Origin of the sequence: Frigoriflavimonas asaccharolytica, assembly GCF_013294015.1 — a bacterium.
GTDB classification, from domain to species: domain Bacteria; phylum Bacteroidota; class Bacteroidia; order Flavobacteriales; family Weeksellaceae; genus Frigoriflavimonas; species Frigoriflavimonas asaccharolytica.
On record NZ_JABSNO010000010.1, the window covers coordinates 45048 to 57492 of the forward strand.

A 12445-nucleotide genomic window follows, 5' to 3' on the forward strand; every position below is an offset into this window, starting at 1 on the left:
AAGTGAAAATTTAGATAGGTTTGTATTAAAACCACTTTGGCCCAGCTGGCGCGAGCGTCACGCTCGTGTCAAAGAAAAAAAACCTACTCTCCAAAGTCTCCCAACTTTGGAGTTTTTTATTGCATAATATCCGCAATATGCAGAAACGTTTCCGCAACTGTTAGAAATGTCTCCACAAGTGATGGAAATGGCTCCGCAACTGGTAGAAATGTCTGCGCAACATACAGAAATGCTTGCACAACCTAAAGAAATGGCTCCGCAAGTATGAGAATTCATAAATCTACATTGCGTATTCATTTCTGCAAATAATTGTTTGTGTATTTATGTTATTATTTAATACATTTACACCTAAATACAACAAACAATGGAAAATCCTGAAAACCAAAATCCCAACAGTGGAAAGAGTATTGTGAGAAATCAATACATTTCTGCAGAACAATTGATAACGAAAATGAAAATTGCGTTCACCAACGCAAAAGAACCTGAAATCTTACCAGAATTAGAAACGGTAGGTATAGACCAAAAAAATTTAGATGATTATCTTACGGAAATTACCAATCTAGAGCAACTTAGCCAACAACAGATCAAGGAATATGGGGAGCAATATGCAGAAACGGATAAATTTAATGCAAAAAGGGCAGAAATCGACAACCTGTATACACGCCATCGCAATCTTGCAAAGATCGTCTTCAAAGACGATCGACAAGCGAATACTACTCTCGGAATTGATGCTGGCCGCAAGCAGGCATTCGCTGCCTGGTATCAACAGGTAAGTAATTTTTATGCGCAATTGCTTGCCAACGCAGATTTTAAAACAAAAGCAGAAGCGGTAAATATAAAAGATACAGATATTACTGCCATGCAAACTGCCCTTCAAGAAGTTTCTGCTCTAAAGGAATCTCAAAAAAAGGAACTCGGCGAAGCGCAAAAAGCCACGGAAACACGTGATGCGGCAATTGATATGCTGTACCCAAAATACACAGAGCTTATTGCTTTTGCTAAAGTGCTTTTCCCAGATGATCAAACTTTAGAAAAAATGGGCATTGTAGTAAAAAGGAAAGATAATCTACTATAAAAAAGGATAGATTTTTCAATTTTAAGAGCCTGTTTAAAATTGTAATAAAACCACAAAAGAAACAAAAGTTTAAAGAAAATAAATAAGTTTTAAAGTGAAAATAAGAGAATTACACCTTATTTTCACTTTAAAAGAATTCTTTAAACTCATTCTTTTGTTACTTTTGTGGTTCAAATTTTATTTTTTAAATTTAAAAAGGCTCTAAGATTAAATTAAAAAAACCACTCAAAAAATTGAGTGGTTTTGTATTTCTAAACAAACGCAGAAAACCCGGTTATACTCCGCCCCACAATCAAAGAATTAATCTCCTTCGTGCCTTCGTAAGAATAAATGGCTTCGGCATCTGCCACGAATCTGGCAACGTCGTATTCTAGTAAAATACCATTGCCACCCAAAACTTCTCGCGCTCTAGATACGATGTCTCGCGTTCTTAAAGTGCAAAAAACTTTGGCAAGAGAGGCGTGTTCATCTTTTAGCATGCCCGCATCTTGCATTTCAGACAAGCGGAAAACCATGGTTTGCATGGCAGTTAGGTTAGAGAGCATCTCCACCAAATGCCCTTGTATCATCTGGAAAGACGCAATTGGTTTCCCGAATTGTTCGCGGGTTTTCGTGTATGCCAAAGCACTTTCGTAGGCTCCACGTGCGCAACCAGTCGCCATCCAAGCGACACCGGCTCTCGTCATGCGCAGCACATTTCCCGTATCTTTGAAGGAGTTGGCGTGTTCCATTTTATTTTCATCAGAGATAAAGCAATCAGTCAGTGTGATTAAACCATTTTGCACAATTCTCAAGGCCATTTTGCCTTTTATTTTCTCAACTTCAAAGCCTGGATTGTCTTTTTCTAAGATAAAACCTTTCACCTCGCCATCGTCCAGACTTCTCGCCCAAATGATGATCACATCTGCAAAAGTGGCATTCCCGATCCATTTTTTCTGTCCATTAAGAATCCAACCTCCCTCGGTTTTTTTGCAAGTGGTGGTCAATCCTCCTGCAGCACCAGATCCTACTTCGGGTTCCGTTAATCCAAATGCTCCAATTTTCTCAAATTTTTGCAGCTGTGGCAGCCATTTTTCCTTTTGCGCTTCGCTGCCACAAAGGTAGATGGAGCCCATCGTCAAGCCAGATTGTACCCCAAAAAATGTTGCGATAGAGGCATCTACTCTAGCCATTTCCATGGCCAAAACTCCCTCCATCAAGAAGGGCAAATTCGGGCAACCGTAGCCTTCATAGGTTACACCGCAAACATTTAATTGTTTAAATTTCTCAATAATTTCAAACGGAAAACTATCATGCAACCAATGATTGTTCACCAAAGGTTTCACTTCGGTTTCCATAAAGTTGCGCACTTTTAGTTGAATTTCCTTTTGCTCGTCTGTCAAAGTATCAAATACTCCATAGAAATCTCCATTTACAGGCGGCAATTCTTTCTTCTTTTTTTCCGGATCTATGGCGCGCATTAGCATTTTGATTTGCTTATCGTTCATTTTAGAAAATCCTTCCATCATTTTGGGAAGGTCTACTTTGCCAGAAATTTTGGAAAGTTCGTCCAAATCAATGGATTTAAAAATTTCTATAGCGTTTCTAACTTTGGAGAATATATTTGACATAAGGATATTTTAGAGTAAAAAGATACGAAGATATTTTGAAAAAACATATTGAAAAGTGTTTAGACAGAAACACACTTCAAAATAAGAGTAAATGCTCAGCAATAAAAAGTTAAGTTTCACTATGAAAAATCATTTTTAAATAAATAGAAAAGATCTACGCTTTTAATTAACAGTAACATTGGTGAATCGATTCACTGTAAATGACAATATTTGGTGAATTCTTTAATTGAAAAAAATAATTCTTAGGTATTAAATAAATATTGGCACACAAATTCTCAGCTAAAAATTCATTACTTAAATGAAAATGCGGGTAAAATAACGGCGCTTAAAATTAAATAGAATAAAAATGTAAAAGCAAACCTCAATTTTAAGGAAACCTATCATACCGATATAGAAATAATTTCTCCGAAAAATTTTCGAGACTTTTTAGTTAACTGAAAAAATTTAAATCAAAAAAAACTCCCGAAAAAATTTCGGGAGTTCTTTTTTTATTTAGATAAAATCTTTATCCTTGGTTGTTAGGATTTGGTCTGTCTCCTTGTGGACGATCTTCCCTAGCTGGTCTTTCTTCACGTGCAGGTCTTTCTAAAAGTACTTTACGAGACAATTTCATTTTCTTACGATCATCGTAACCCATGAATTGTACTTCTACCATATCGCCTTCGTTGAAAGGAACTTTGTCTAGTCTTTTCCATTCGATTTCAGAGATATGAAGTAAACCTTCTACTCCTTTTGCAATCGCGATGAATGCACCAAAGTCCATTACCTTCACTACTTTTCCGTTGTATCTTTCGCCAATAGTTGGTACGAAACAAATTTCTTTGATGGTTGCAATTGTAGCATCAATATTTGCTCTGCTGATACCAGAAATCTCAATTCTACCGATATTACCAATTTCTTCAATAGCAATTACGGTTTCGTAATCTTTCTGCATTTGCTGGATGATTTTTCCTCCAGGTCCGATGATAGCACCAATGAAATCTTTAGAGATTTCCATTACTTCCATTTTCGGAGCGTGTGGTTTCACATCATTTCTTGGCGCATCTAATGTTTTCATCATTTCACCTAAAATATGCAAACGACCTTCTTTTGATTGATTAAGCGCTGTTTCCATAATATCCATAGACAAACCATCTACTTTGATATCCATTTGACAAGCGGTAATTCCTTTTTCAGTTCCGGTTACTTTGAAATCCATATCTCCCAAGTGATCTTCATCACCTAAAATATCAGAAAGTACGGTAAATTTTCCAGATTTTGGATCGGTAATTAATCCCATTGCAATTCCAGAAACTGGTCTTGTAATTTGAACACCTGCATCCATTAACGCTAAAGTTCCTGCACAAACAGTTGCCATAGAAGAAGAACCGTTAGATTCTAAAATATCAGAAACAATTCTAATTGTGTAAGGATTTTCTGTTGGAATCATATTAGCCAAAGCTCTTTGCGCTAAATTTCCATGACCAACTTCTCTTCTAGAAGTTCCTCTCAAAGGTCTTGCTTCTCCTGTAGAAAATGGTGGGAAATTGTAGTGTAGAAAGAACTTTTGATCATAATTAATAGCAACAGTATCAACCATATTCGCATCTTTCACAGAACCTAAAGTTACTGCTGTAAGAGATTGAGTTTCACCTCTTGTGAAAACTGCAGAACCGTGAGCTCCTGGAAGATAATCTACTTCTGACCAAATTGGACGAATAGTATCAGATTTTCTACCATCTAAACGAACACCTTCATTAAGAACCATTTGGCGCATTGCTTCTTTCTCAACATCGTGATAATAAACTTTTGCGAAAGGTTTTACCGCTTCTAATTCTTCTTCAGAATATTGTGCTAAAAAGTCTACTAATACTGCTTTGAAGTTTTCACTTCTTTCTTCTTTTGCAGAAGGCGAAGTGGCTACAGCATATACTTTATCATAAGTTTCTGCCCACACTTTTTTGCGAATCTCTTCATCATGATTTTCGTGAGAGTATTCTCTTTTTATTTTTGAAGTTTCTACTCTTGCAGCTAAACGCTCTTGCGCTTCTACTTGAACTTTAATTTCTTCATGTGCATATTTAATCGCTTCGATCATTTCAGCTTCAGAAATTTCTTTCATTTCGCCTTCTACCATTACGATAGAATCTTTTGTACCACCAACCATCATGTCTAAATCTGCTTTTGCAGCATTTTCCATGCTTGGGTTTGTAGACAATTGACCGTCTATTCTTACTACTCTTACTTCAGACATTGGTCCGTTGAAAGGAATATCTGAAATAGCGATTGCAGCAGATGCTGCTAATCCTGCTAAAGTTTCTGGCATCACTTCTTTATCATAAGAAATAAGAGAAATCATCACTTGTACTTCAGCATGAAAATCTGAAGGGAAAAGTGGACGCAAAACGCGGTCTACCAATCTCATGGTCAAGATTTCTTCATCTGAAGGTCTTGCTTCTCTTCTAAAAAAGTTTCCTGGAATTTTACCGCCTGCGTAGAATTTTTCTCTGTAATCTACTGTTAAAGGTAAAAAATCTACACCATCTCTGGCTTCTTTGCTTGCTACAACGGTTGCTAAAAGCATTGTACCGCCGCAAGTTACTACTACAGAACCATCTGCTTGTTTTGCTAATTTTCCTGTTTCGAGCGTAATTTCACGCCCATCTTTTAATTGAAATTTTTCAATAATTGCTTGTGGAGCATTCATAAATTGTTTGTTTCTTCTGTGCAATCCGTATTGATTGCGGTTATTTTTATAAAATTATTTTTACGGCTGCGAAGATACGGAAAATTTAGATATTGGATTTTGAGAAGTGTGAAACTTTTCGAAGATTACATTGCAAAATTTTAAAAAATGACTACAAAGTTCACTTTTAACTTGATGCACGAATCAAAATATTAAGATTTGGAAATAGATAAATAAATCAGATTTTAATATAATTTTATTTAAATGATTTAACTTTTCTGAATTTAGATAATCAAACGACAAATCAAAAAAATAATATTCTAAAAGATGAAACATTTATTACTTATACTCTTTACACTTTCAAGCCTTTTTTCTACTGCAACTATAAAAAGAAATTCTCCAGTAGATACTACTCAGGTAATCAACGGTTCTCTGTTATATAAAATTTCGCAGGAGGACAATTATGTTCATCTAAATATAAGTACCAAAGATAAAATGTCTGCAATGTCTATCCTAAAAAATGGACTTACCATATATTATGATCTTGATGGAAAAAAACAGAAGGATGTCTCTATAAAATATCCAAATAATAATACGATTAGACAATTTCAAGAAGGCAACATTTTAAATGTAGCAAACGATATCGACTTGAACAGTATAATTGAGCAATTACCTGCAGAAGCAGAATATGGTTATCATGACATAAAGCGGACCTTTAATAAAGACTTTAATGGTTTTGATATTTTTATTGACCTGATTTACAACGATTCTAATCAATTGTTTGAATTTTCAGTTACTATTCCGAAAGATAAAATTTCATCACAAGACAATACAGATTTTTCGAAATTGTCCATCGGAGTTGTAGCTAATGGAATGGTAAGAGGAGGTGAGAGAGATGAAGGTCAAGCTCAAAGCAGAGGAGGTAGAAGTGGCGGTGGCAGAGGAAATGGTGGTGGAAGTGGTGGCAGATCTGGAGGTGGACGTGGAGGAAATGACCGTCAAAACGGGCAGGGTCAAAGTTCTACTGATGCTAAATCACCATCTGCATTTTGGTTTAATGTAAATAATTAAAAAGTAAGTAAGCTTTTATAGATTTAAAAATAAATTAAACAAAAAATACGAAGTTGTTCATTAATTTTTAAGGGAAATTGGTTTTTGTGAATTATAATTTAATCTACTGCAGAAAATACTGCCAGTAAACAAATGTAATTTTAGTACAAACTTCGCAAATAATTTCCCACATAATTATGCTGCGCAATTAGAAGATTAAGAAAATTTTATAACGCGTCAATGATTAAATGATTTTTAAACGTTCCTCTTCTAAATCTATTTGATATAACTGGGTGCGAATTAATTCTTCATCAATTTCAGATTTTTTGTTTAATTCTAAAAGATAATCACGCTGTAACTCCAATATTTCTAAAAAGTTTGCTTTCGTTTTCTCATTCATCCACTCTTCATTATTTTCGGTAGATTTTGTCGTCCAATGCTTGATCATTTTTTGAGTTCGAACATCCATATAAGCATTATCTTCATATTTGTTTTTTACAAATTGGATTACATGATCTCGCAAACCTTGCTTCAATGCTCTTTTAACTTCTTCATCATCGTTTTCTTCAAAATCTTCAAGATTGGCTTTTTAAATTAAATAAGGTAAAGTAAGACCTTGTACTATTAATGTTAGCAAGATTACTACAAACGTGATAAATAAAATTAAATTTCTAAAGGGAAATTCTACTCCATTATAGCTAATAGGAATAGCCAATGCAGCAGCCAAAGACACTACTCCTCGCATACCAGTCCAGCCTAAAACGATAGGCATAAAGACGATGCTTTTTTTAGATATCGTACGTGAAATTACTTTAGGCCTGAATATATATGTTGCAAGCATTGCTATATATGCACTCAACATTCTTGCTGCTATCAAAACAATGGTAACTAATATACTGTAGCCAATTGCAGTGGAGATAGGAATGCCTTTGCTATTTAAACCAGCTACAATCTCTGGAAGCTCTAGACCTATTATTAAAAAAACGAGACCGTTTAATATAAAAGTAAAGCTCTCCCAAACATTATGTCCTCGAATTCTACTAGCACTCGTGAGAAATTTATGTCTTCTCGTGGCCATATATAGACCACCAACTACTACAGATAGTACACCAGAACTTTCTACCTGCTCAGAAACCCAGTATAAAATATAAGGAGCAATAATCGTTAATGCAACATCTGCTGTTGCATCTGTTGGCAACATTTTGTGCGCTTTTACAAGAATCCACCCTAAAATTAAACCAATTCCGGCACCACCTAATAGCATCCAAACAAAACTTAAAGAAGCATCTTGCCAAACAAATTGCCCAGTACCAACCGCAACTAAAGCAAAGCGGAAAATTATTAATGATGAAGCATCGTTCATCAAGCTTTCTCCCTGCAAAATTGCCGTTGTAGATTTTGGGATTTTTACAAATTTTAATATCGCACCCATACTTACCGCATCTGGTGGAGAAACTATACCACCAAGCAGAAATCCTAAAGCTATTGAGAATCCTGGTATAAAATGATTGGTAACTATTGCAACAGATAAAGCCGTAAAAAACACTACTAAAAAGGCAAAGCTACCGATAATACGCCACCACTTTTTCATCTCCTTAAAAGAAATAGACCAAGCTGCTTCAAAAAGTAAAGGCGGTAGAAATATGAAAAATATAAGATCCGGATTTACACTTAAAACAGGAAGACCAGGAATAAAACTTATGAGCAAGCCTGCAATTACCAAAAGAATTGGATATGCAACTTTTAATTTTGTTGCAAGCATCTCTAGCAGGATGATAATGGCAACCATTGCCAATAAAAAAGGTAGTATTGTATGCATAGACTATTTATTTTGTGGTGGGAGAAAATTTATTGAATAAAATTGTTTCCAAACCAATCGTGATTATGATGTATTTATTTCAATACCATTGCTATGCTAAATTTAGCACAATTTATGTATAAAAATTCTTTCCAAAACCTTAAATTCTAGTACATATTTAAATTTAATCCGAACACTTCTCTCAATTATAATAAAAGCATCACAGTTGTTGCTTACTTATTTTTAATGAATTATAAACGTAAAACATCTTCTGCGATGAATCGGTCTTAAACAAAACTATTTTTTTAATGAAGAAAAGCGGAAACGCAAGAAAAAAAATTAAGATTAACTTTATTCAAAGAAAGAAAACCCAATTTTGTTTGATAAAGAATAATTTAAAAAAAGTACCAAAATAAAATGATAAAAAAAAACCGTCTTAGCACAAGGCTAAGACGGTTAAACTTTCTATTGCAAAATATTATTTTCTCAATCCTAATTCGGCAATAATTGCACGATATCTTAAGACGTCTTTTTTAGTTAAATAATCTAATAGCGCTTTTCTTTTACCTACTAACTTTACCAAAGAACGCTCTGTTGCGTAATCTTTATGATTTCTCTTCAAGTGAGTTGTCAAATGGTTGATTCTGTAAGTAAAAAGTGCGATTTGCCCTTCTGCAGATCCTGTGTTTGTTGCTACTTCACCATGTTTTGCGAAGATTTCTGCTTTTTTTTCTGTTGTTAAATACATTCCAATATTATTTTAATGATTATTATGTAACGAGCGGCAAAAGTACTATTAATTTTTAGATTAACAAAACTTTATCTGGTCGAAATATGTTGTCTATTAAATAAATTAATTTTTCGTGTATTTTTTATCTTTCAATTCAACTTTAAATGCATAAAAATGATTGTATCTTTGTAACTATTATTTATGAATAAAACTTTTTCGCCAATTTTTCTTTTGTTGTTATTTGTTTCTTTCCATGCTTGCAATGCGCAAAATTTGGAAACGCAAAGTTATACTTCAAAAACAAAAAACACAATTATATTTTTCAATCCAGAAATAGAACCAGCAGTTGAAGAAATAAAACAAGCTACAAACGATGCTTTCTTCACTTCGGTTTCAGATCATTTTGGTGGTGTGAATGCTAAAATGCTAAAAATGGAAATGCCCATAAAATTTGATAGCATAGATATAAAAGACATCAAAGATGCTTGCAAATACAACAACGCAAAGTTTGCTGTGGTGCCAAAAATAAAATTTTTTAAGATAGGTTTGGGCAAATATGTATTTTCTAGTCAAGTGGTTGTAAGCATGAAATTGTATAATGAAGCGGGCGAATTTTTGAGTGAAAATTCCTACGACACTTTTAGAAAAAAAGCAAGAATACTGGGCTCTGCAGAAAATTCTGTGAAAATAGGAACCAAAGGTGCAGTGAAATTGATTCTTAAAGATTGGCGAAAAATAAAAAATGAATAATTTTTATATTTTTTAATATTAGATTTCTCTATAATTTTAAAAATTAGACTAATTTTGCCGCTTCAAATAACTCATGATGGAAACTGAAGACCTTCTTTTAAATCCCGCCGACATTGCAGAAAACCTCTGCGATTTGCCTGCGAATGAAAGAATTTTGGCTTTTCTAAAAATTCCAAAAGATTTAAAAGTTGAAGTTTTTGGACATCTTGATCCAGATTTTCAAGAAGAAACGATTCGAAGCATTGGTAATGAAGGTGTTGCAGAGATCTTAAATGCAATGCAGCCAGATGATAGAACGGCACTTTTGGAAGATTTTCCAGATGAATTGATTAAATCTTCCATCAATCTTTTGAATCCCAAGGAACGAAGAATTGCTTTGCTTCTTTTGGGCTATCATGAAGATTCCATCGCAAGATTGATGACGCCCTACTACATTCAAATACGAAAAGAATGGACGGTTGCACAATGTTTTTCCCAAATAAAAAAAGTTGGAAGTAAGGTAGAAACGCTCAATTATCTATATGTTGTAGATGAAAAAAATCATTTGATTGATGATTTGGATATTCGCAAAATTTTGTTGGCCGATGGTGATCAGTTTGTTTCAGAGTTAACGGATGATCAATTTGTTGCCATCACAACTACAACTTCCAGAGAAGACGCTGTTCTTTATTTTGAAAAATACGATAGAAATGCTTTACCCATTGTAACCGCAGCTGGTGTTTTGGTAGGCATCGTAACAATTGATGATATACTCGATCAAATTGAGGAGCAAAATACCGAAGATATTCAAAAATTTGGAGGTGTAGATGCTTTGGACGAACCTTATATTCAAACTGGCTGGTTTGAAATGATCAAAAAAAGAGGTTTCTGGTTAATTGTACTTTTTCTATTGCAACTAATAACTGCAACAGTGATGACATTTTATGAAAAAGAAATCGCGAGTGCGGTTGTACTGTCATTATTTATTCCTTTAATTATTTCAAGTGGCGGAAATTCTGGTTCGCAAGCTGCTACATTAATTATTCGTGCGATGGCTTTACAAGAAATCACTGTGAAAGATTGGTGGCTCGTGATGAAAAAAGAATTAATAACTGGTTTGTTTTTAGGTACTTTACTTGGAATAATCGGTTTTTTCAGAATTTATCTTTGGCAAATTTGGGGATTATACGATTTTGGCGAATATTGGTTTTTTGTGGGAGTAAGTGTCGCACTTTCTTTAGCAATGATTGTACTTTGGGGCACACTTTCTGGCTCAATGGTTCCATTTATTTTAAAGAAATTTAATCTAGATCCTGCAACATCTTCCGCTCCATTTGTAGCAACTTTGGTAGACGTTACAGGTTTGATATTCTATTTTACCATTGCAGCTATATTTCTTACTGGCAAAATGCTTTAAAATTTATTATTTCTTAATTAGTTTTTCAAATTGAGAAATACCTTTATTATTGATAATTTCTAGAAAATAAACACCACTTTTTAAGCTAGATATATCATATTTTTCTAAAGAGGAATTAAAATTTCTAACCTTTTTACCAGCAGCATCAAAAATAATCACAGCATTTATTTTATCCACACTCTGAATTTCAAAAAAATCGTTGGCGGGATTTGGATAAATTACACTCAGCAAATTATCGGAAATAATTTCATTAGTTCCTAAAACTCCTCTGGTAATATTTGTAATTGTTCTGTTGTTATTAAAACCATGATAGCCTATATTAATATTTGAATTGCCTCTATTTGCAATAATTTGAATTGGTGAAGTATCATTAATAAAAGTGAAATTTCCCGTAGAAACCAATGCTCTAGTTGCAACAATAGTTCTTGTGGTGCCAGAAACATTGTCAGACGACACTACCCAGCTTTGTGCAGCATCTGCAGAAGGTGCAGAAGTACCTCCAGATGGTGTATAATCCCTATTTGTGGTGGCATTCCATATAAACATGTCTGAAACAGAACTCATGCTTGTGCCTCCAAAACCAATCCCTAACCAAGAATCACTTGGTCCGGTAAGCGTAAGTGTTGCGGTAGTAGCATTCGTATCCAATTTTACAGACATACCTCCATTCAAAGAAATTAAATTCCCTGAAGTTGACTGAGAAAAAACCAAAAAACCGAATAATAATAGAGCAAAAGATAGATGTTTTTTCATAATTTAATTTTTTAAAAGATTAGTAATATTTTTATTTTTAGAAAAAACTGCGTATTCAAAAGCAGTTTTATCTTGTTTGTCTTTTAATTTAATATTTGTTTTATATCTTAATAATAGTTTAACTAAATCTTCATTTTGATTTTGCACAGCGTACATTAAAGCAGTAATTCCTTCACCATTTTGCACATCTGGATTAGCTCCTTTTTTCAATAATAATTCAGACAATTTTTGGTCGCCTTTAAATATACTCGCGACTAAAGCAGTACCTTCTGGAGACATTTCATCAATATTTTTTACATGATCAATTAAAAACTCTGCAACATCTGTATTTCCTCGATAGCAAGCAAGAAGCAAAGGAGAAAATCCGTTGTTGTTTTTTGTATTAATGGTATCATTATTTATGTCCATTAATGCTTGCATTTCTGCAACAGTACCATTTCTGGCAACATCAAATACGTCTTTATTTTGCGAAAAGAAAATGAGAGGGAAAAACAGAAGGATTAAAAATATTTTCATAAATTATTGATGATTAATATATTAAGTTAAAGTACGAAAAATTAAATAACTATAAATTTAGACAATAAAAAACAAAATATTATATTGCGGTAATTATTTTTA

Annotated in this window: 12 protein-coding genes; 4 read left to right on the forward strand and 8 right to left on the reverse strand. The window is 33.7% G+C overall.

The window, feature by feature from the left end:
* Positions 1 to 57: 57 nt before the first annotated feature.
* A complete protein-coding gene (locus HNQ03_RS08195) occupies positions 58 to 276 on the reverse strand; it encodes a hypothetical protein (protein WP_173779187.1) in 219 nt (72 codons plus the stop codon).
* An 88-nt stretch (positions 277 to 364) separates the two neighbouring features.
* Here HNQ03_RS08195 and HNQ03_RS08200 point away from each other — a divergent pair, with 88 nt between their 5' ends.
* Entirely contained in the window at positions 365 to 1075 is a 711-nt protein-coding gene (locus tag HNQ03_RS08200) for a hypothetical protein (protein ID WP_173779188.1), read from the forward strand.
* 251 nt (positions 1076 to 1326) lie between these two features.
* Here HNQ03_RS08200 and HNQ03_RS08205 read toward each other — a convergent pair whose 3' ends face one another.
* Together HNQ03_RS08205 and HNQ03_RS08210 are read right to left on the reverse strand one after the other, a co-directional pair.
* On the reverse strand, positions 1327 to 2685 hold the full coding sequence (locus HNQ03_RS08205; protein ID WP_173779189.1) for an acyl-CoA dehydrogenase family protein: 1359 nt from the start codon (positions 2683 to 2685) through the stop codon (positions 1327 to 1329).
* 505 nt (positions 2686 to 3190) lie between these two features.
* Positions 3191 to 5371 carry a polyribonucleotide nucleotidyltransferase gene (locus HNQ03_RS08210; protein WP_173779235.1) on the reverse strand — a complete coding sequence of 727 codons (2181 nt, stop codon included), beginning with the start codon at positions 5369 to 5371 and terminating at the stop codon, positions 3191 to 3193.
* A gap of 306 nt (positions 5372 to 5677) precedes the next feature.
* Here HNQ03_RS08210 and HNQ03_RS08215 point away from each other — a divergent pair, with 306 nt between their 5' ends.
* Complete coding sequence (locus tag HNQ03_RS08215) at positions 5678 to 6421, forward strand: hypothetical protein (RefSeq protein ID WP_173779190.1); 744 nt, start codon at positions 5678 to 5680, stop codon at positions 6419 to 6421.
* Positions 6422 to 6644: 223 nt separating this feature from the next.
* Here HNQ03_RS08215 and HNQ03_RS16220 read toward each other — a convergent pair whose 3' ends face one another.
* The 3 genes from HNQ03_RS16220 to rpsO form a co-directional block, all read right to left on the reverse strand.
* Positions 6645 to 6935, reverse strand: a complete 291-nt coding sequence (locus HNQ03_RS16220; RefSeq protein ID WP_317170359.1) for a hypothetical protein — start codon at positions 6933 to 6935, stop codon at positions 6645 to 6647.
* Between the two features lie 54 nt (positions 6936 to 6989).
* Positions 6990 to 8219 carry a cation:proton antiporter gene (locus HNQ03_RS08220; protein WP_317170360.1) on the reverse strand — a complete coding sequence of 410 codons (1230 nt, stop codon included), beginning with the start codon at positions 8217 to 8219 and terminating at the stop codon, positions 6990 to 6992.
* Between the two features lie 457 nt (positions 8220 to 8676).
* The gene (gene rpsO, locus HNQ03_RS08225; protein WP_173779191.1) at positions 8677 to 8946 is read right to left on the reverse strand and encodes a 30S ribosomal protein S15; all 270 of its coding nucleotides are present in this window, start codon (positions 8944 to 8946) and stop codon (positions 8677 to 8679) included.
* A 183-nt stretch (positions 8947 to 9129) separates the two neighbouring features.
* Between rpsO and HNQ03_RS08230 the strand changes: the two genes are divergently transcribed.
* Together HNQ03_RS08230 and mgtE are read left to right on the forward strand one after the other, a co-directional pair.
* Positions 9130 to 9678 carry a pyruvate decarboxylase gene (locus HNQ03_RS08230; RefSeq protein WP_173779192.1) on the forward strand — a complete coding sequence of 183 codons (549 nt, stop codon included), beginning with the start codon at positions 9130 to 9132 and terminating at the stop codon, positions 9676 to 9678.
* Positions 9679 to 9754: 76 nt separating this feature from the next.
* On the forward strand, positions 9755 to 11074 hold the full coding sequence (gene mgtE / locus HNQ03_RS08235) for a magnesium transporter (protein ID WP_173779236.1): 1320 nt from the start codon (positions 9755 to 9757) through the stop codon (positions 11072 to 11074).
* A gap of 6 nt (positions 11075 to 11080) precedes the next feature.
* Here mgtE and HNQ03_RS08240 read toward each other — a convergent pair whose 3' ends face one another.
* A complete protein-coding gene (locus HNQ03_RS08240; protein WP_173779193.1) occupies positions 11081 to 11827 on the reverse strand; it encodes a T9SS type A sorting domain-containing protein in 747 nt (248 codons plus the stop codon).
* 3 nt (positions 11828 to 11830) lie between these two features.
* Entirely contained in the window at positions 11831 to 12343 is a 513-nt protein-coding gene (locus HNQ03_RS08245) for an ankyrin repeat domain-containing protein (protein ID WP_173779194.1), read from the reverse strand.
* Between the last annotated feature and the right edge of the window lie 102 nt (positions 12344 to 12445).